The 20,486-nt window shown below is 59.7% G+C and carries 18 protein-coding genes; 10 read left to right on the top strand and 8 right to left on the bottom strand.

Going from position 1 to position 20,486, the window contains the following annotated elements; translation table 11 throughout:
- The first annotated feature begins 114 nt into the window (after positions 1-114).
- Positions 115-675 carry a DUF1285 domain-containing protein gene (locus tag IEX40_RS11380; protein WP_188748287.1) on the top strand — a complete coding sequence of 187 codons (561 nt, stop codon included), beginning with the start codon at positions 115-117 and terminating at the stop codon, positions 673-675.
- A 9-nt stretch (positions 676-684) separates the two neighbouring features.
- Here IEX40_RS11380 and IEX40_RS11385 read toward each other — a convergent pair whose 3' ends face one another.
- From IEX40_RS11385 to IEX40_RS11395, 3 genes are read right to left on the bottom strand one after another with little or no spacing between them, the layout of a single operon-like run.
- Positions 685-1,818, bottom strand: coding sequence for an osmoprotectant NAGGN system M42 family peptidase (locus IEX40_RS11385; RefSeq protein ID WP_188748288.1), 1,134 nt, complete (start codon positions 1,816-1,818; stop codon positions 685-687).
- A gap of 11 nt (positions 1,819-1,829) precedes the next feature.
- The gene (gene ngg, locus IEX40_RS11390) at positions 1,830-3,635 is read right to left on the bottom strand and encodes an N-acetylglutaminylglutamine synthetase (protein ID WP_229680718.1); all 1,806 of its coding nucleotides are present in this window, start codon (positions 3,633-3,635) and stop codon (positions 1,830-1,832) included.
- Positions 3,636-3,637: 2 nt separating this feature from the next.
- Positions 3,638-5,410 (bottom strand): N-acetylglutaminylglutamine amidotransferase, encoded by a 1,773-nt coding sequence (locus IEX40_RS11395; RefSeq protein ID WP_188748290.1) that lies wholly within the window; start codon positions 5,408-5,410, stop codon positions 3,638-3,640.
- Positions 5,411-5,658: 248 nt separating this feature from the next.
- On the opposite strand from IEX40_RS11395, the gene IEX40_RS11400 reads away from it, so the two are divergent.
- On the top strand, positions 5,659-6,240 hold the full coding sequence (locus IEX40_RS11400) for a glutathione S-transferase family protein (protein WP_188748292.1): 582 nt from the start codon (positions 5,659-5,661) through the stop codon (positions 6,238-6,240).
- Positions 6,241-6,271: 31 nt separating this feature from the next.
- Here IEX40_RS11400 and IEX40_RS11405 read toward each other — a convergent pair whose 3' ends face one another.
- The 4 genes from IEX40_RS11405 to IEX40_RS11420 are packed head-to-tail and all read right to left on the bottom strand — an operon-like array spanning position 6,272 to position 10,615.
- Complete coding sequence (locus IEX40_RS11405; protein ID WP_188748294.1) at positions 6,272-6,739, bottom strand: outer membrane lipoprotein; 468 nt, start codon at positions 6,737-6,739, stop codon at positions 6,272-6,274.
- 14 nt (positions 6,740-6,753) lie between these two features.
- Positions 6,754-7,887, bottom strand: a complete 1,134-nt coding sequence (locus tag IEX40_RS11410) for a phospholipase D-like domain-containing protein (protein ID WP_188748295.1) — start codon at positions 7,885-7,887, stop codon at positions 6,754-6,756.
- A gap of 9 nt (positions 7,888-7,896) precedes the next feature.
- The gene (locus IEX40_RS11415; protein WP_229680719.1) at positions 7,897-9,690 is read right to left on the bottom strand and encodes an ABC transporter ATP-binding protein; all 1,794 of its coding nucleotides are present in this window, start codon (positions 9,688-9,690) and stop codon (positions 7,897-7,899) included.
- Positions 9,680-10,615: a choline sulfate utilization transcriptional regulator gene (locus IEX40_RS11420; protein WP_188748299.1), complete on the bottom strand. Its 936-nt coding sequence runs from the start codon at positions 10,613-10,615 to the stop codon at positions 9,680-9,682. The genes IEX40_RS11415 and IEX40_RS11420 overlap by 11 nt, the downstream gene beginning before the upstream one ends.
- Before the next feature lie 161 nt (positions 10,616-10,776).
- Here IEX40_RS11420 and betC point away from each other — a divergent pair, with 161 nt between their 5' ends.
- The 5 genes from betC (at position 10,777) to aroA (ending at position 17,121) form a co-directional block, all read left to right on the top strand.
- Positions 10,777-12,291 carry a choline-sulfatase gene (betC, locus tag IEX40_RS11425; protein ID WP_188748301.1) on the top strand — a complete coding sequence of 505 codons (1,515 nt, stop codon included), beginning with the start codon at positions 10,777-10,779 and terminating at the stop codon, positions 12,289-12,291.
- 62 nt (positions 12,292-12,353) lie between these two features.
- Positions 12,354-13,298, top strand: coding sequence for a choline ABC transporter substrate-binding protein (locus IEX40_RS11430; RefSeq protein ID WP_188748303.1), 945 nt, complete (start codon positions 12,354-12,356; stop codon positions 13,296-13,298).
- A gap of 115 nt (positions 13,299-13,413) precedes the next feature.
- The gene (locus IEX40_RS11435) at positions 13,414-15,174 is read left to right on the top strand and encodes a SulP family inorganic anion transporter (RefSeq protein ID WP_188748305.1); all 1,761 of its coding nucleotides are present in this window, start codon (positions 13,414-13,416) and stop codon (positions 15,172-15,174) included.
- A gap of 130 nt (positions 15,175-15,304) precedes the next feature.
- Positions 15,305-15,784 carry a methylated-DNA--[protein]-cysteine S-methyltransferase gene (locus tag IEX40_RS11440; RefSeq protein WP_188748307.1) on the top strand — a complete coding sequence of 160 codons (480 nt, stop codon included), beginning with the start codon at positions 15,305-15,307 and terminating at the stop codon, positions 15,782-15,784.
- A 59-nt stretch (positions 15,785-15,843) separates the two neighbouring features.
- Positions 15,844-17,121, top strand: coding sequence for a 3-phosphoshikimate 1-carboxyvinyltransferase (gene aroA, locus IEX40_RS11445; protein ID WP_188748308.1), 1,278 nt, complete (start codon positions 15,844-15,846; stop codon positions 17,119-17,121).
- Between the two features lie 10 nt (positions 17,122-17,131).
- Here the strand turns inward: aroA and IEX40_RS11450 are convergent, their stop codons facing one another.
- On the bottom strand, positions 17,132-18,949 hold the full coding sequence (locus IEX40_RS11450) for an SLC13 family permease (RefSeq protein WP_188748310.1): 1,818 nt from the start codon (positions 18,947-18,949) through the stop codon (positions 17,132-17,134).
- A gap of 75 nt (positions 18,950-19,024) precedes the next feature.
- Between IEX40_RS11450 and IEX40_RS11455 the strand changes: the two genes are divergently transcribed.
- From IEX40_RS11455 to IEX40_RS11465, 3 genes are all read left to right on the top strand, one after another.
- The gene (locus IEX40_RS11455) at positions 19,025-19,189 is read left to right on the top strand and encodes a hypothetical protein (protein ID WP_229680720.1); all 165 of its coding nucleotides are present in this window, start codon (positions 19,025-19,027) and stop codon (positions 19,187-19,189) included.
- 101 nt (positions 19,190-19,290) lie between these two features.
- A complete protein-coding gene (betI, locus tag IEX40_RS11460; protein ID WP_188748314.1) occupies positions 19,291-19,938 on the top strand; it encodes a transcriptional regulator BetI in 648 nt (215 codons plus the stop codon).
- Positions 19,938-20,486 (top strand): aldehyde dehydrogenase family protein (locus IEX40_RS11465; protein WP_188748316.1); only part of this gene is annotated, 549 nt, incomplete at its 3' end. The genes betI and IEX40_RS11465, both read left to right, overlap by 1 nt.

Consider the following 20,486-nt stretch of genomic DNA (forward strand, 5'->3'; position numbering starts at 1 on the left):
TAGAAGCCGCTCTGCGTAGTTACCAATAGATCCTCTAACTACGGTTGATAGCATGAGTCTATTTGAAGCAGACTGGAGCCCTGAACATCGCCATCAGCAGTGAGTATTCCGAACATGAGTGGAGTTAACCTGACAGATCTGAGCCACGGACTCGAGCAACAGGAGCAGGGCATTCCACCGCTTGAGCGATGGAATCCAGACTTTTGCGGCGATATCGATATGCGTATCGCACGCGATGGAACCTGGTACCACGAGGGCACACCGATCGGCCGCAAAGCGATGGTGAAGATGTTTTCACGTATTCTCTGGCAAGAAAACGGCAGCTATTTCCTGAAGACACCGGTCGAGAAAGTGGGTATCCAGGTCGATGACCTGCCGTTCCTGCTTATCGATCTGGAGGTTATCAAAGGCGAGCAGGGAGTTGAGCTCCACTTTACCAGCAGCACGGATGACCATATCGTGGCGGGACCCGAGCACCCCTTGCGCATGACGGAGAATAGCGAGACCGGCGAACCCGAACCAGCCTTGGCGGTGCGTTTCGGCATGAGCGGACGGATCAATCGCAATGTGTTCTACCAGTTGGTGGAGCTGGCCCACACCGAACCCTGCGCCGATGGTGGCGAAGAGTTGGTGGTGTATAGCCAGGGCGAGCGCTACTCGCTGGGCCGGATATAACCGCCGTCGCTAGCTGGAGCGCAGGCGCTCGGTATCATGGATCAGCGGGTACTCCTCATCGGAACCGATCACGTTTTCATGCGGGGAGAACAGCGGTTTCGAACTCATATACCCTACCAGCAGTTGTGCCACCGACAGTAGTGAGCGCATATGGCTGCGCTCCCAGCCATGGGAGGCATCCAGCGCAAAACAGATCAGCGCGGTGCGGATATCGTTGCCCGCCTCTAGCGCCGACGCCGCGTCACTGCGGTAGAACCTGAAGATATCCCGACTGAACTCGATCTCTTCACGCTTGCAGATATTGATCAGGTGCTGGGTCAGGTGACGGTCGAACGGGCCACTGGAATCCTGCATGGCGATGGTGACACCGTACTCGCAGGTGTTCTGCTCCGGCGCGATGGTACCGTTATCGATCGACACCATCTCGGCGATCTCGCCGTGCAGGATATGGGAGGCGCCCACTCCCACCTCTTCGGAGATGGTAAACAACAGGTGGCAATCCAGTTCCGGCTTGACCTCGGCATCGCACAGCGCCTTGGCTGCAGCCAGCATACAGGCCACTCCCGCCTTGTCGTCCAGATGACGGCTGTTAATGAAGCCCTTGTCGGTAAACTCCGGATTGGGGTCGACCGATACGAAGTCACCGACCCTGATCCCCATGGACCATAGCTGGTCGATCTGGGTAGCGGACTCATCGAGGCGGATCTCCAGGTTGTCCCAGCTTGATGGCTGCGTATCCACTTCAGTGTTGTAGGTATGGCCCGACGCCTTTAACGGCAGGATGGTGCCGCGATAGATCTGGCCATTGTCACAGTGGATCTTCACCCGCGCGCCTTCGGCAAAGCGTGCGTTCCAGTGACCGATCGGCACCACGCGCAGGCGACCATCGCGCTTGATCCCCTTGACCATGGCGCCCAGAGTATCCAGGTGCGCGGCGATCGCCCGCCGGGGACTGGGACTCTTGCCGGCAATGATGGCGCGTATGGCCCCTCGTCGGGTCAGCTCATAACGGATGTCCTGCTTTTCCAGCTCGGCACAGATATAGCGCACCACGTCGTCGGTCATCCCGGACGGGCTGGGTATCAACAGCAGATTACGAAGCTGCTCTTGCAGATAATCGGTATCGATCGGCAGTTGAGTCACGTCTCGCTCCTCTATCTTGGTTCGTCCGCACCCGGCTCTTGCGCCGGCAAGCCGCGTGTGTAGGGGAAGAGCAGATCGACAAATCGCTCCACAGTCGGCTGCGGCTCATGGTTGGCCAGCCCCGGGCGCTCGTTGGCTTCGATGATCGCGTAATCCGGCCCACTGACATCCGGCACCATGAAATCGAGGCCGACCACCGGAATCTCTATCGCCTTCGCCGCACGCACGGCGGCCGAGCAGAGTACCGGATGCAGGTCGGCGGTCACATCGTGAATCGTGCCCCCTGTATGCAGGTTAGCCGTGGTCCGCACCTGTAGCCATTCGCCGCTGGGCAGCAGATCATCGAGTTCGTACCCCAGTTTGCGCACGCAGCGCTCGGTTTCGCTGTCCAGCGGGATGCTGCTCTCGCCGTCGGTTGCCGCCTGCCGGCGTCGGCTCAGGCGTTCGATCAGCTCGCCGACGCTATGCTTGCCGTCGCCGAGAATGCGCGGCGGCCTGCGCACGGCAGCGGCCACCACCTTGTAATTGATGACGATGATGCGCAGATCCTCTCCCCTGACACACTGCTCCAACAGTACCTTGTCGCAGTAATGGCTGGCGTTTTCGACCGCGGCTCGAACCTCATCCAATTCGGATAAGCCGACCTGTATGCCGCGCCCCTGCTCACCCCGCGCCGGCTTCACGACGACAGAGTGATGACGGGAGAGGAAGTTCTCGATCACACTGTCATCACTGGCGACCGCCTGCTCCGGCACCCTCAGTCCCTCCTTTTGCAGCAGCCGGCGGGTCACCGCTTTGTCATCGCAGCGGCTCATCGCCACGGCACTGGTCATCTCGCTCAGCGACTCACGACAGCTGACCGAGCGCCCTCCCAAGGAGAGACGGAAGAAGCCGCCTTCGGCATCGAGCACCTCGACACCGATGCCGCGCCGCCGCGCTTCGCGGGTGATCAGGCGAGCGTAGATATTCAACTCCTCCTCAGGATCCTCACCGATGAATAGCTTCTCGTTGATCGAGTTCTTGTGTTTGAGGCAGTAGACCGGTACCTGTTTAAAGCCGAGTTTCTCATACAGGTGGATCGCCGCCTCGTTGTCATGCATCACCGACAGATCCATGAACGCACGGCCACGCCCCGCCATATCCTTGATCAGTTCGCGGGACAGCCACTCACCCACCGCCGGCACGTGGGTCTGCGGGTCGGTAACCAGCGCCCAGAGACTGCAACCGTTATCCGGATCGTTGAACGCGAGCCGGTGATCGACGCCGGTGACCACACCGATGATCTCACCGCTGTTTTCGTCCTCCGCCACCAATACGGTCAGCTCCGGCTTGTCCGGCAACTTGCTGTAGAAGCCGTCATAGGCGGGCACCATGTTGCGTGCCATGTACAGGCGACTGATGCGCAACTGGTCATCTTCCGGCGTCATGTGCCGGATCTTGAGCCCCTTGGGGCGGGAATCACGAATTCGGTAGTGAGCAAAATCGAGGCGGTAGGTCAGCGAGGGATCCATGAACAGATCCTGTGGCGCATGGGAGAGAACCAGATGAGGCTCACGCACATAGAGCGCGATATCACGCCGTCCCTGACGCTCCCGTCTCAGCAGGTAGGCGACAGTCTTTGGATCACGGAAGGTTTGGCCGAAGATCAGCCGCCCCCAACCACAGTCGATCGCCACCTCTTCGCGCATCGCCTCCTTCTCCGGCAGATCCAGTGGGTCACCCCAGTGCTTGAGCGAGGCCATCGCCGACGGATCCATCGGATCCTGGCGCGGGGCACTACTCGGTTTGCTCGCTTGTTCCTCGGTATTCTTGTTCACGTTCAGACTCCGTGGGTCTGTAGCCACATCTCCAGCAGCGCCATCTGCCAGAGCTTGGATCCCCGTAATGGGGTGATATGGTCGCGAGGGGCATGCATCAGCTGCTCCAGATATTCGCGCCGGAACAAACCGCGCTGACGGCAGGTATCGCTGTCCAGATACTGCCTTACGAACTCGAGGTAGGGGCCTTCGATATACTTCAGCGCCGGCACCGGAAAATAGCCCTTGGGCCGGTCGATCACCGCATTGGGGATGATCCGCCGTGCCACCTCCTTGAGCACGTACTTGCCGCTCTCCTTCACTTTCAGCTCGGCCGGGATACGCCCGGCCAGCTCCACCACCTCATGGTCCAGAAACGGCACCCGCGCCTCCAGACCCCAGGCCATGGTCATGTTATCCACCCGTTTGACCGGGTCGTCCACCAGCATCACGTTGGTATCGATATGCAGCGCCTTGTCTACCGGGCGCGGTGCATCGACGCTGGAAAAGTAGCGCTCGACGAACCGGCGCGAATAGTTATCGCCGACATAATCCGAGCAGATCGCCCGCGCGAACTCCTCCTCGCTGCGATCGAAGAACGCCTTGCTGTAATCCTCCACCGCATCCACGCTGTTCAACATCGGCGGATACCAGTGGTAGCCGCCGAACACCTCATCGGCGCCCTGCCCGCTCTGCACCACCTTCAGATGTTTGGACACCTCTTGCGAGAGCAGGAAGAAACCCACATTGTCGTAGCTGACCATCGGCTCCGACATCGCCGAGAAGGTTTGGGGCAACGTCTCCAGCAGGCGGCTGGAGGGGACACGGATCTGGTGGTGCTCGGTGCCATAATGGTTGGCGATGATGTCGGAGTATTTAAACTCGTCGCCCTGCTCACCACCGGCCGCCTCAAAACCGACCGAGAAGGTGTTGAGCCCGCTCTGACCATGCTCCGCCAGCAGGCCGACGATCAGGCTCGAGTCCAGCCCCCCGGACAACAAAACACCAACCGGGACATCCGCTACCGAACGCCGCTCCACCGATCGGCGCAGCGCCGCCAGTAACTCATCCTCCCAATCATCCTTGGTCTTCAGTTCATCGCCTGCCACAGGACCCATTTTTTGCGTCCAGTAGCGGGTATCGCGATAGCCGCCATCGGGCTCGATCATCCGATAGGTGGCCGGCGGCAGCTTTCGCACCCCCTTAAGCAGGGTCAGCGGCGGCGGCACCACCGCATGCCACTGCATATAGTGGTGCAGCGCTTCCGGATCGATCTCGGTGTTCAGATCGCCGGCGGCGAGGATTGATGGCAGAGAGGAGGCAAAGCGCAGGCGCCCGGCTGTCTCGCTGTAGTAGAAAGGCTTGATACCGAAGCGGTCCCGCGCCATGAGGATACGGCCGCTGTCGCGATCATGAAGAGCGAACGCGAACATGCCGTTGAACCGCTGTACACACTCGGCGCCCCAGGCGTGAAACGCCTTCAGGATCACCTCGGAGTCGCCGGAGGAAAAGAAGCGATAACCCAGTCCCTGCAGCTCGTCGCGCAGCGCCTGGTAGTTGTAGATACAGCCGTTGAATACCAGGGTCAGGCCGAGCTCCGGATCATGCATTGGCTGTTGGGCATGATCGGACAGATCGATGATCTTCAGCCTGCGGTGGCCAAAAACGATATTTTTCTGGGCATAGACGCCGCCGGCATCAGGCCCCCTTGGCCTTAGCCTGTCGGCCATGCGCTCGACTGCGCTGACGGAGGGTTGGGAACCGTCGAAAGTGATCTCGCCACAGATGCCACACATAAGCTCTGGTATTCCTCGCCTTACGTTGAGGCCGGCAGGCACAGATAGCCGCATCTGGCGGCCCGTGTTAGAGATGTGCTTTTACCCTAGCAAACATACCGCAGCAGCACAAACTGCCGCTCTGATCATAACTATTTGTTTTATAAGACATGCCAGTTAACAGTTCTGAATCGAATAATGGATGCGCTACACTGCGTCCTGATCCAGTTGTTCAACCTGCCATGGGCCTAAGGTCCAAAGGGATACGTATGAAACTGATCGGTTCCTCAACCTCCCCCTACGTCCGCCGTATTCGCCTGCTACTGGCCGACGCCGGTCAGGGCTACGAGTTCTCAGACCTCAATATCTACGGAGAGGATCGCGATGAACTGCGTCGCCAAAACCCGGCACTGAAGATACCGGTGCTCTACGACGGCGGCGAGGTGATCTACGACTCACGCGTCATCTTTCGCTATCTGCAGGAAAAACTCGGCTTGGCGCAAATAGGTTGGCAGCAGGAGAACCTGCTGACTATCATCGATGCCGCTAACGATTCCATGGTCGCGATCCTGCTGTCGCAGCGCTCAGGCCTGGATACCAGTGAAGACCGGCTGTTTTTCAACTTGCAGCGTGAGCGGGTGGAGAAGACGCTGGAGGCCCTGGAGCGGCAAGTCGATGAGGGTGCCTTCAATGTCTGGCACTATCCTTCGATCTGCCTCTACTCCATGTTTGACTGGGGGTTGTTCCGCGGTTTGATCGACGCCGCGCGGTACCCGCACCTGAGTGCCTGGCTGGCAGAGCAGAAGGTTCGTGCCGACGTTGCCGGCAGCGACCCAAGGGATGCGGTCTGAGTGTATTTGCCACTCAGACCGTTCAGCCTATTCAGTAGGTCACGCGCATGGTCGCGCCGCTACGTAAAATGCGGACGCGATCGCCGGCGCGAAAGAACTGGTTGTTCTCCACCTCCTGCACCACGGAGATCAGTTCGCCGTTGTCCAGCCTCAACGTGAGCTCCTGGCCCTGGCGGCGACTGGTCGCCTCCTCGATCCGCTGCCCGGCGATACCGCCTGCCACCGCACCCAATACCGTGGTGATGCTAGAGCCCCTGCCACCGCCAATGGAGCTGCCGGCGATACCACCGACGATGGCACCGGCACCGGCGCCTACAACCCCATCGGTGCGGCCCTCGATCACGACCGGGCGAACCGAATCCACCACCGCGTACTGTACATGCTGTACCTGACGCGCCTCCCTGCGGCTATAGGCATCGCCGGTGAGGCTCTGCTGGGCACAGCCTGCGAGGGTCAGGACCGCCAGCAGTATCGCGGCACCGGATATTAACCTGCTCATTGTTCTCTCCTTTGTTAACGGATACGCAGTATCCACTGGCTGATCAGCGCCCAGACCAGCTCTTTGATTTTACGATGCCAGGGCCGCTGCGCCCACTCTGCGGCGGTAATCTCCTGACTCTGGACAAAATCGTTCAGCAACATCTGTTCGACCTCGGCTGAGAAAAGCGGTTCACGTACCTCGATATTCGCCTCAAGATTCCAGCGTAGATTCCAGTGGTCCAGATTGCAGGAACCGATGGAGACCTGATCGTCGATCAGGGCAAGCTTGGCATGCAGCATTCGGGGTTGATACTCATAGATGTGCACACCAGCATTGAGCAGACGGCGGTAGTAGCGCTTGGAGGCGTGGTGAATCCACAGATGGTCGGTTAACGGCCCCGACACCACCAGGCGCACATCGACCCCACGTCGCGCTGCTCGGCGTAGCGCCAGACGCAGGGCAAACGAGGGCAGGAAGTAGGCGGTACAGATCCACACCCTCTGTCTGGCGTTGTGGGTCATGCTTAAAATACTGCGTTCGATCCGCTGATTGCGCGGCCCCTCAGAGGTCAACAGACGCACCAGAGCATCGCCGGCCACCCTGCCCGGTTGCGACCGGCCATTCAGCAACGGCAGGCTATCCAGACAGCTGCGGTTCCACAGTTGCGTAAACAGCCGGGCAATATCTCCGACCACCGGCCCCTCGACTCGACACATCACTTCGTGCCAGGGTGTATCCGGCCGGCCTGGCAGATCGCTGCGGTAGCTGTCGGTCAACCCGGTGCCACCGATAAAGGCCAGGCGCTGATCGATCACCAGCATTTTACGGTGGTCACGGGAAAAATTGGCGAACCATTTGTTGAACGCGATCGGGTTGTACAGCACCAAGCTGACTCCGGCGCGACTCAACCGCTGCCGATCGGACTGGCGCAGGTCGCGGGCGCCGAAGTGATCGAACAGCAGACAGACCCTGACGCCGCGCTCGGCGCTGGCGCACAGCGCGGCGATAAAGCGGTCCATCACCGCACCGCTGGCCGCCAGATAGATCTCCAGCAGCAGAGTTTCACGGGCGCTTTCTATCGCGCTGAGCATGGCGGGGAAAAAGCTGTCGCCATCGATCAGCAGTTCGACACGGTTTCCGCTGTGCCACTTAAGATTCCGACGCATCTGCCCCAATCAGCCCTGGCGGGCTCCATACAGGCGGGCATATAGCCCCTTCTGGTCGATCAGCTCTTCATGGCTACCCTGCTCGCTGATCTCCCCTCCGTCAAAGACATAAACCCGGTCCGCCTGGCGCACGGCACTGAGCCGGTGTGCGACGATAATGGTGGTACGCCCACGCAGGAAGGCCTCCAGCGCCCTGTGCAGCGCGAATTCGGTTTCGGTATCCAGCGCCGACGTTGCCTCGTCGAGAATCACCACGCTGGGGTCGGTGAGCACCATTCTGGCCACCGCCAGCCGCTGCCGCTGACCACCGGAGAGGCGCACCCCCTGACGGCCAACCAGGGTATCCAACCCCTGCCCCAGGCCGGCGACGAACTCCCGCAACTGGGCCACCTCCAGCGCCTGCCAGAGCTGAGCCTCGCCATACTCCCGCCCCATCGCCAGGTTCTCGCGTACGCTACCGTTGAACAGGGCCGGCTGTTGCAGCACGGTCGCCACATGCTCACGCACCACATCCAGGCCGATCTGGGTAACCGGCACGCCATTGAAGCGCACCTCTCCGTTCTGTGGTGGATAGAGCCCGAGCAGCACCTGAACCAGCGTCGACTTACCCCCTCCGCTGGCTCCGACCAGGGCGATCTTCTCACCCGCCTCGATGCGCAGACTGATCCCACGGAGTACCTCATGCCCCTCGATATAACTGAAATGGATGTTGTCCAGCTCGATCGAAACCTGCTGCCGTTCGGCGAAAGGGTTGCGCAGGTGGGGAAAGCTGGGCTCCATATGCAGCTCCAGCAGACGGTTCACGCGGCCGAGCGCTGCCTTGGCACCAAACCAGGCATACTGGATCCCCAGCACCTCCTGTACCGGTCCCATCATGAACCAGAGGTAGCCGAACACCGCCATCATCTCGCCGATGCTGAGGTCGGAGAACACCACCATCAGCATCGAGACCGAGCGGAACAGATCCACACCGGCCATGAACAGCATGAAACTGGCGCGACTGGTGGCATCCGACTGCCATTCGAATGCAGTGGAGTGGTCTCGCACCTCTCGCGCCCGGTCGACCAGGCGCACCAGGTAATGCCGCTCACGGTTACCGGCACGGATCTGCTGGATCGCATCCAGGGTTTCGGTCAGAGCGGCCTGGAACACCTCGAACGCCTTGTTTTCCCGCTTCTTGAGTTGTTTTACCCGCTTGCCGATCGCCGTGGTCAGGTAGATCACCATCGGATTCAGGAACAGGATGAACAGCGCCAGCTGCCAGTGCATCCACAGCAGTATCACCGCCGTGCCGATGATCGACAACGTCGCTACCAGCAACCGGCTTACCGAACTGCCGACAAACCTGTCCACCGTGTCCAGATCGGTGACCAGATGGGAGGCTACGGTCCCGCTGCCCAGCGTCTCGTATTCATTCATCGAGATCCGCTGCAGACGTTGTAGCAGTTCCGATCGGATGCGGAAGATTACATCCTTGGAGATGATGGTGAACTGCCGCGTCTGCCAGACATTCAACGCCAATGCGACCACCCTGAGCACGACGGTCAGCAGCAGCACGGCACCAATATAGAGGATCGGGCCATGCCAGCTTTCCGGCACCAGCCGGTTGACGCTGGCCACGACCACACCCGGCTGATCGAGCAACACCTCATCCACCAGCAGTGGCATCAACAGTGGCAGGGGCACCGAAACGCAGGTTGCCAGGATCGCGATCAGGTTCGCCAGCGCCAGCTCTCGCCTGTGCTGCAGCCCTATCTCGAGGATGTAACGCCAGTCATAGTAGCGTTGCCGATCATCGTGCAAGCGGGACTCCTTTGCTGTCATCGGTCTGTTGGGTATCCAGCAACCACTGGATGAAATGCCGTTTCGCGTTTACCGGCTCATGGGGCTTGGGCTCTATCAGAAAGTACCCCCCTTCGGTGCTCACGGTAAACTGGTGCATCGCGACAAGCAGACCTCTTTCAATCAAGTCATCAACCAGCGTACCCCACCCCAGGCCCACCCCCTGCCCGGACAACGCTGCCTGAATAAGCAAAGTGTAGTTGTCGAATGTCAGAACAGGCTCCCCTGGAACCCGGGCGGCGCCCAGCGACGCCATGACCCTGGACCAGTCGAGCCAGCCAGCGCCTTGCGCCGAGCGCAACCCCAACAGCGGCACATCGGCCAACTCATCCGGTGCTTGCAGCTCGCCAAGGTCTGCCAGAAATGCCGGGCTGCAGATCGGGAAAACCGTTTCCGCAAACAGAAGCTGAGTACCCGCGACCCACGGAGGTTGACCGAAAAAGGCGATCGCCACATCGACCTCCTGGGCATCGGCGGGCGTCCAGTTCTGAGAGGTGACAAGGCGCACATCCACTTCGGGGTGGAGCGCTCTGAAACTGGGCAATCGTGGCATCAACCAATAGGCTGCCAGCGCAAAATCGGTCGCCACATCGAGCCGTTGGTGCTGACGCCTGAACTGCAGCTGTTCAAGCGCAGCAGCGATGCGGTGAAATCCCTCCTCCACCGCCAGCTTCAAGATGCGTCCCTCCTCGGTGAGTTCGACACCACGATAAACACGCGTAAACAGTGACAGCTCCAGTTGGGTTTCCAGCGCCCGTACCTGCTGGCTTACCGCAGATTGAGTGGTTCCCAACTCTCTGGCAGCCCCGGTAAAGCTTAAGTGGCGGGCCGCCGCTTCGAACACAACCAAGCTTTGAACCGGCGGCAGGCGCTCTGAAAATAACATTAGCTGTACTTATCCAACCTATCATTTTTTAGTCAGTTTACACCTTTATACCCCTGTGAAAACATCAACTAACGGCTTTATAACCGGCCAAAAGATAAATCGATCTAATACAAAAGCCCCCTATCTTTAACCAGTGGGCCCGATCAACCTAGAGGTGCACCATGCAGTCGCAACCCAACATCTTGTTCATTATGGCTGACCAGCTCGCCGCCCCTGTCCTCTCGTTTCTGGGCGGAAAAGTAGCCAAGACGCCGCATCTCGACCGGCTTGCTGCCGAAGGCGTTGTGTTTGAATCGGCCTACTGCAACAGCCCGCTATGCGCGCCCAGCCGCTATGTACTGATGACCGGCCAACTGCCCACCCATATCGGTGCCTGGGACAACGCAGCAGACTTCCCGGCCGACTACCCCACATTTGCTCATTACCTGCGCCTGGCCGGCTACAAGACTGCGTTATCCGGCAAGATGCACTTCTGCGGACCGGATCAGTTACACGGATTCGAACAGCGCCTGACCACCGACATCTACCCGGCGGATTACGGCTGGTTCCCCGACTGGGATGACTTCGAGAACCGTCCCAGCTGGTACCACAACATGTCCTCGGTTACTCAGGCCGGTCCCACGGTACGTACCAACCAGCTGGACTTCGACGACGAGGTGGTGTTCAACGCCCGTCGCTACCTGTACGAACATGTGCGTTCGAACGACCAGCGCCCCTTCTGCCTGACCGTCTCCATGACCCACCCGCACGACCCTTACGCCACGCCGCATGAATACTGGGAGCGCTACACGGACACGGAAATCGATATGCCGTCGATCACCCTTCCAGACAGCGAGCAGGACCCCCACTCCAAGCGTCTGTACCACGTCTACGAGAAGAATGCGCAGCCGATCACCGAGCAGCAGATCCGTAACGCCCGTCGCGCCTATTACGGTAACGTCAGCTATGTGGACGATCAGATCGGCAGCCTGCTCAAGGTGCTCAAGGAGACAGGGCTGGAGGAGAACACCATCGTCGTCTTTTCCGGTGATCACGGCGATATGCTTGGCGAGCGCGGCCTCTGGTACAAGATGAGCTACTTCGAGTGGTCCACCCGCGTGCCGATGCTGGTTTGGGCACCGAAGCGTTTCTCTCCGCGCCGTGTGCGCGAATCGATCTCCACCATGGACCTGCTACCGACCTTTGCCGAGCTGGCAAACGACGGACAGGAACCTACCTACGTCATGCCCATCGACGGCCGCAGCCTGATCCCGCATCTTAAGGGTGAAGGCGGCCACGACGAAGTGATCGGCGAATACACCGGAGAAGGCGTTGTCGCACCGATGTTCATGATCCGCCGCGGCGATTTTAAATACATCTGCTGCAAGGGTGACCCGGACCAACTGTTCAATCTAGCGGAGGATCCGAAGGAGCTGGTCAACCTTGTGCTGGATCCGGCTCATGCGGCCAGGGTGCAAGCCTTCCGCGAGGAAGCAGATGCTCGCTGGGACGTGGACGAAATCACACAGCGCGTGCTGATCAGCCAGCGCCGGCGGCGAATGATCGCTAAAGCGCACAAGTTGGGCATTGAGCCGAAGTGGGATCATCAGCCCATGATCGATGCCAGTGTCAGCTACATGCGCAACAACATAGATCTGGACGATCTGGAGAAGCGGGCGCGTTTCCCTCAGGTTTAATGAAACAGAGATGGAACAGTCTGGTAAAGAGAACTAAAGCTTAATCGAGGAGTAGCCAAACGATGAAGACGTTCAAGAAAACGCTCACCGCCGCAGTCCTGAGCAGCATAATGCTGGGCGGGATCGCGCACGCCAGCGACCCCGCCGAGTGTAAAGAGGTCCGCTTTACCGATCCCGGCTGGACCGATATCAACTCCACCAACGGTGTCGCGTCGGTGCTGCTCAACAGCCTGGGTTATGCGCCGCGCGTGCAGACACTAGCCGTACCGATCGGCTTTGAGGGGATGAAAAACGGCGAGATCGATATATTCCTCGGCAACTGGATGCCCGCTCAACAGAAGTTCATCGACAGGTACAAGGACGATCTCGATGTAATCGGCGTCAACCTGGAAGGTGCCAAGTTCACCCTGGCCGTGCCGTCATACGCTTATGCAGCCGGCGTTCACGACTTTGCCGACCTGGCCAAGTTCCCGGACCAGTTCGATATGCGCATCTACGGCATCGAAGCCGGCGCGCCCGCCAACCAGCTGCTGCAGAATATGGTGGACAGCAACGATTTCAGTCTGGGTGAATGGCGTGTTGTGGAATCCGGTGAACAGGGTGTAATGGCCCAGGTCCGCCGTGCGGTAAAGCGTAAAGAGTTCATCGTCTTCCTGGGCTGGGAACCCCACCCAATGAATTCAAACCTGGAGATGAACTACCTCACCGGCGGTGACAAGTATTTCGGTCCCAATTTCGGTGGTGCCGAAGTGCAAACCGTCACCCGTAGCGGCTATGCCGATCAATGCGGAAACGTCGGCAAGCTGCTGAGCAACCTCAAGTTCACACTGGCGATGGAAAACCAGATCATGGGACTCATCCTCGACGAGAAGATGGATCCGGTGATCGCCGCCCGAAACTGGGTCAAGAAAAACCCTGACGCTCTGGACGCCTGGTTGGACGGAGTGACGACCTTTGACGGCAAGCCAGGCCTGGCAGCTGTAAAAGGCTCTCTGGGCATCAACTGATTCATCCTCCTCATAGGCCCGGCATCAGCCGGGCCTATTTATATGCCCCATAATGAGTAGTATTAGCGTCATTCGTGCGCTCCACCCTTTCGACACAAAAGTTCGGACGAACAGTATGCGACTTAGCTGGACCCGCGAGCTGACAGGGCAAAAGATCCGTGCCGACCTCATCGCAGGTCTGAGCGGAGCCGTGCTGGGCCTGCCTCAGGTTATGGCGTATGCGATGATCGCCGGCATGCCGCCCGAGACCGGGCTGTACAGCGCGATAATCGTGACCGCTATTGCAGCACTGCTGGGTTCATCCTGGCACATGATTACCGGACCTGCCGCCGCCATATCGATTGTCATTCTCAGCATTGTCAGCCCAATGGAGGCGCCGGGCAGCGCGGCCTATATCGCGCTGGTACTGACCTTAACACTGCTTACCGGACTGATTCAGATCGGTTTCGGCCTCTTTCGTCTGGGCTCGCTGGTCAACTTTATATCGCACACCGTAGTAATCGGCTTCACCGCAGGCGCCGCCTTTTTGATTGCGGCCAGTCAGCTTAAGCACCTGTTGGCGCTAAGCGTTTCATCGAATGCAGATCTGTTTGAAACCCTGGCCCAGATTTTCGAGCAACTGAATCAAACCAATCCGGTCGCCCTCACAATCGGCCTGGTCACGCTGGTAAGCGCGGCCCTGTTGCGGATCATCGGCCGTCACCTGGGTATCAAACTGCCACACCTTTTGCTGGGCCTGATTGCGGGTTCCCTGGTCGGCTATCTGCTGGACGCCCAGGAGAACGGCGTGGCAATGCTCGGAGCCCTGCCCAGCGGATTGCCAGTCCCCGATTTCCCGGCATTCAGCGCCGGTACGCTCGAGTCACTTGCCACCGGCGCCTTTGCATTGGCCTTGCTGGGGCTTATTGAAGCGGTGAGCATCGCCCGTGCCATAGCCCTGCGCTCTCACCAGCAGATAGATGGCAATCGCGAGTTCCTCGGCCAGGGCATCGCCAATACTACAGGCAGCCTGTTCTCCTGCTTTGCCGGGTCCGGCTCTTTTACACGCTCCGGCGCCAACTACGATTCCGGCGCCCAAACCCCGCTCGCAGCACTATTCGGCGCCGCCTGTGTCGCGGTGATCATGTTTACCATCCCGGATATCACCCGCTGGCTACCGCTGCCCGCCATGGCGGGCTCGATAATGTTGATCGCCTGGAATCTGATCGATATGACCCATATCCGCCAGATCGCCAGCGCCAGTCGTACCGAAAGCATCGTACTGACAGCCACGTTCTCCGCCACACTGCTGGTCAACCCGGTGTTCTCCATCTATGTCGGCGTATTCCTGTCGATCGCATTCTACCTGCGGCGCACCTCCCGCCCCTCCGTGATATCGGTTGCGCCGTTGCAGCACACCGAGCGACGAAGTATCCGGAACGTCCAGCGCTATCAGCTGGAGCAATGCCCGCAGCTACAGATGATCCGTATCGACGGCTCGATGTTCTTCGGCTGTGCCGATCACATACAGGCCCACCTGCGCCGGCTGGTACAGAAGTGTGAGGGTCCACCCCTGATCCTGATTATCGGCAAGGGGATCAACTTCATCGATGTCTCGGCGGCGGAGATGCTGATCCAGGAGGCGGAGAGAATAGAGGCTCGGGGTGGCAAGCTGATGTTCAGCGCGCTCAAAGGGATTCTGCTGGATGATATGGAGCGCACCGGACTGCTGGCCAGGATGGGCGCTGCCAGATTCTTTGGCAGCACCGAGGAGGCGATCTCGGCCTGCGTACCCGAGAAGATGAACCTGTCGATCTGTGACAGCTGTACGGCACGCATCTTTAACGAGTGCCCGCCGCTACCGTTGACGGAACAAACTCAGGAACCCGGAGCATGATATTCAACGCTCGCGGGTTACTCATGTCTCTTGGCAGAATTTTGTCTTGCGGGTTCTGTTTCACTATCCTCGTTAAAGTCTGTCGCGTGCTTTGATGCCTATCCACGTCGCTACTGCAGAGGGACAGAGCATGAGTTCGATCGCCACCACCCTGCTTCACTTGACCGATCTACCGATCGGTACCCTGACGCTTGTGGCCAGCGACACGGCGCTGACAGGGGTGGAGTTCGGCCGCTCGGAATACGCCGAGCTCGAACAGGTCCCCAACGATCTGCTGCTCGAAGCCGCCCACCAGATCAGCGAGTATTTCGCCGGTAAACGGCAGATTTTTGATCTCCCCATCGCCCCTCAGGGCACCGAGTTTCAGCGTCGGGTTTGGCAGGGGCTGTGCGATATCCCCTTCGGTGAAACCCGCAGCTACGGAGACCTGGCCGCTGCCATCGGCAACCCCAAGGCAGCCCGAGCCGTGGGGATGGCCAACAACCGCAACCCCATCGCTATCGTCATCCCCTGCCACCGCGTGATCGGTGCCGACGGCGCCATGGTTGGCTACGGCGGTGGCCTCAACATCAAGCAGGCCCTGCTCCGCCTGGAGGGCGTGCTGGACTGATTCCACGGTTAGGGGTAGTTTATGCGTCCCCCAGAACAGATACGGCTCGAGCATATATCATGGATACTCTGACACTCTCCCCACTGACGCGCGCCTCAGGCGAAGTACAGCTGCCCGGCTCGAAGAGCCTCTCCAATCGCATCCTGTTACTGGCGGCTCTGGCCGAGGGCGAGACCCTGGTCACTAACCTGCTCGACAGCGACGATGTCCGGCATATGCTCAACGCGCTCACGTTACTCGGCGTCCGCTATGAACTGGCGGAAGATCGCCGCAGTTGCAAGGTGCAGGGGATCGGCGGGCCGTTCAAGGCCAACAGGGCAGAGCTGTTCCTGGGCAACGCCGGTACCGCCATGCGCCCGTTGACGGCAGCACTCTGTCTTGGTCAGGGCGAGTTCACCCTGACCGGAGAGCCGCGCATGTATGAGCGCCCGATCCGTGACCTGGTCGACGCGCTACGCCCGCTCGGTGCCGATATCAAATACCTGGGGGATGAGGGCTTTCCACCGCTGCTGATCGATGCGCAGGGGCTCAAGGGCGGCGAAGTCAGCATCAAGGGCAACATCTCCAGCCAGTTCCTGACCGCGCTGCTGATGGCCGCGCCGCTGGCCAGCGACGACCTGACAATCGTCGTCGATGGCGAGCTGGTGTCCAAACCCTATATCGATATCACCCTGCACAGTATGAAGCTGTTCGGCGTCGAGGTGATCAACGACAACTACCAGCGTTTTATCGTCAAGGCAGGCCAGCACTACCGTTCGCCGGGTGAGGTGATGGTCGAGGGCGATGCCTCGTCTGCCTCCTACTTCCTGGCGGCGGCTGCCATCGCTGGCGGCACTGTGCGCGTTTACGGCGTCGGCTCCGACAGCGTACAGGGCGACAAGGCGTTCGCCGAGGTACTGGGCAAGATGGGCGCACAGGTCAGCTACGGTCCGACCTGGGTCGAGGTGACCAAAGGCGAGCTGAACGGCGTCGACCTGGACCTGAACGCCATCCCCGACGCGGCGATGACCATCGCCACCACAGCCCTGTTCGCCAAGGGGCCGACCGCAATTCGCAACGTCTACAACTGGCGCGTCAAGGAGACCGACCGTCTCAGCGCCATGGCCACCGAGCTGCGCAAGGTGGGTGCCGACGTGGTCGAGGGCGAGGACTTTATCGAGATCACACCGCCGGCCGAGATCCTGAGCGCAGCCATCGACACCTATGACGATCACCGCATGGCGATGTGCTTCTCGCTGGCCGCTTTCGGTAGCGCCCCGATCACCATCAACGATCCGGGCTGCACCCGCAAGACCTTCCCCGAGTACTTCGAGCTGTTTAAGCAGATCACCTCGTAACCCTGAGCGGCTAAAACGGGAACAGCATGGGCGTCAGCAGCAAAGTGACGCCCAGCGCCAGCAACTGCAGCGGTATTCCCACCTTAGCGAAATCGGCAAAGCGGTAGTTGCCGGGAGCCAGCACCAGCGTATTTACCGGCGAAGCAATTGGCGTTGCAAACGCGGTCGATGCGGCAATCGCCACCGTCATCATCAGCGGTTCCGGATTTACCCCCAGGAGTTGTGCCGTACTCAAGGCAATCGGCGCCACCAGCACCGTGGTGGCTGTGTTAGAGATGAACTGGCTCAGCAACGAAGTAAACAGGAACAGTCCTGCACTGAGTAGCACAGGCGAGGCGCCACCCAGCAGAGTGACGAGATGCGAGACGACGTAGCCCAGCGCGCCGCTCGCCTCCATCGCCTTGGCCAGCGGCAGCATACCGGCGATCAGGATCAGGCTGGTCACGTTCATCGAACGCAATGCCTCGGTCAGGCTGACGCAGCCGGTCAGGATCATCGCCATAGCGGCCAGCAGGATAGTTGGCAGCGCCGCCAACCATCCGACCGTCATACAGATCAGCATCAGCGCCAGAATCAGCAACGCTAACGGCGCACGCTGAGCATGAGAGGGGATCTCCTTCAGCTCCAACGGGGTCTGCAGCAGCACCAACCCCCTCCGCCCCTCCAGTGCACGGATATACTCCCAACTGCCGGCCAACAGCAGGGTATCCCCGGCCGCCAACCGGGTGTCACGATAGCTGACCTGTTGAACCTCATTCCGCCGTCGCAAGCCGATTACACTGAGGCCGTAGCGCTCGCGAAACTGCCCCTCGCGTACCGACTTACCCTCTAACGGGGTATCCGGCGGCAACAGCACCTCCGCCACGCCAAAGCGCTGACGCATCCGCTTGATATCCCGCTCCGGGTGACCGGCACTGATCAGACTGTGGCTCGAGCAAAATCGCTTGATATCCTCCTGCGTGCCATAAACCCAAAGCTCATCGGCCACCTCGATCCGGGTATTGCTCAATACCGGAATCATCGCCGACAGCAGGTGTCCGCCTCTGGCTATGGCGATCACCGTAACGTTATGCTCTGTGCGTAACGCCGACTCCACCGGCGTTTTATGCGCCAACGGACTCTGGGCCTGCACCTTGAGCTTGTGCAGTTGACCGGCAATAGCATAGCGCCGGATCAGGTTGTTCAGATCCGGCTCATCCTCGTTGCCACCAACCAACGCACTGGGCAGCAAACGGCGGCCAAATCCGATCAGGTACACCATACCCACCAGCAATATGGCAAGTCCGATCGGCGTGAACTCGAAGAACCCGAAAGGCTCAAGCCCCTCAGATTTGAGCGCATTGCTGACCACGATATTCGGCGGTGTGCCGATCAGTGTCAGCATACCGCCAATCAGTGCCGCGAACGCCAGCGGCATCATCAAGCGTGACGGCTGCATACCGGACTTGCGTGCCATGCTGAGTACCACCGGAATCAACAGCGCCACCGCGCCGGTAGAGCTCATAAAAGCGGACAGAAGCGCCACCACCGGCAGCAGATACAACAACAGGCGAGTTTCGCTGGCTCCCCCCACACGCAACAACCAGTTCCCTGCGGCAGCTGCAACACCGGTGCGATACAGCCCTTCACCTACGATGAATAGCGCTGCGATCATGATGACAGTGGAGTTTCCGAACCCGGACACGGCCTCGGCGGGAGTGACGATGCCGGAAGCGGCAAGCAGGGTCACGACAATCAACGCCACCAGATCCATGCGTACCCGATCGCTGACAAACAACAGGATAGTGCCCACCAACAGCGCGAAGACAATACCCATCTCCATGGTCATGACAGAGTTCCTTATCCGTGCCTGAAAGATGCGATGCTAGCCCGCTCTCTCTGCGGCGACAATCATTCAGAGGACGTGAAAGGTTCAGATGGTCTGAGCCACAGTTCAGATGCCACTCCTGGCTTCACCCAGCGCTGGCAACTCTCGAAAATGGATCGCACCCCAAAACAATTATCAATATTTAAAAAAGCAGGCGTTAACTACGGAATGGCGCAAATGGTGAATATTATCGACAGATAACGACATCTTGACCAGAGCAGAGCGATCGAGCCCTTTGACATCTCGTTAGAATTGCGTATGTTTATTTAAACGATTAATCAATAAAGAAAATCTGAAAACTTATGCCAAAAGTCGGAATGGACAAGGTACGCAAGCCGCAGTTGATCAAAGCGGTTATGCGGGTGGTCGACGAGGTTGGTTTCCATGGCGCAAGTGTAGCTTTGATTGGCCGCACCGCAAATGTATCTCCGGGGATCATAAACCACTACTTCGGCGGCAAGGATGGCTTGATCGAAGCGACCATGCGATCCGTACTTCAGGATCTTTCCACCGGAGTACGTGAGCAGCTGGCCGAGACCGCGCCGGACGACATTGTCGGTCGGATCAAGGCGATTGTGCGCGGCAACTTCGACCCTCGCCAGATCGATTCCAGCGTTGTGAAGACCTGGTTGGCATTCTGGGCTTACGCAATGCATCACCCGGTGCTGTTCAGGCTGCAACGCGTTAACGAACGACGCCTGCTCTCACACCTGCGTCGCGAACTGAAGCGGGCGCTTCCCGCGCAGCGGGCGGACTTTGTCGCCAAAGGGATAGCCGCATTGATCGACGGTATCTGGCTGCGTGGCGCCCTCACCCCCGAGGGTATCGATACCGAGCTGGCACTGGCGATCATTACCGATTATCTGGAGCGCCAACTCCCAGCTGAACTGTTTGAACTCCACCAGCGCTTGTCACTAGAGGGCAACGCCAAAGCCAAGACCGGAAACTGATGCAACAAAAGACTCTCTACATCCACGGCCAGTACCGCAACGCCAGCTCTGGCGAGACCTTCGTCAGCCGTAACCCGGCCAGCGGAGAGGTGATCGCCGAGATCCAGCAGGCCGCTCAGGCCGATGTGGATGCCGCCGTCGCCTCCTGCCGCGAAGGCCAGGCGATCTGGGGCGCCCTGAGCGGCGCCGAGCGCGGCCGTATCCTGATGCGCGCGGTGCAGATCCTGCGTGAGCGCAACGATGAGCTGGCCAGAATCGAGGTGCTGGATACCGGCAAGCCGCTGCAGGAAGCGATCTGCGTGGACATTGTCACCGGTGCCGACGTGATCGAGTACTACGCCGGCCTCGCCGCCAGCCTCGGCGGCGAGCACCAGCAGCTCGGCGCCAGCAACTTCTTCTATACCCGGCGCGAGCCGCTCGGCGTCTGCGCCGGTATCGGCGCCTGGAACTACCCGATCCAGATCGCCATGTGGAAGGCCGGGCCCTGCCTGGCCGCCGGCAACGCGATGCTGTTCAAGCCCTCGGAGGAGACCCCGCTGGGCGCACTT

The organism is Marinobacterium zhoushanense, from assembly GCF_014641945.1.
Classification (GTDB): domain Bacteria; phylum Pseudomonadota; class Gammaproteobacteria; order Pseudomonadales; family Balneatricaceae; genus Marinobacterium_D; species Marinobacterium_D zhoushanense.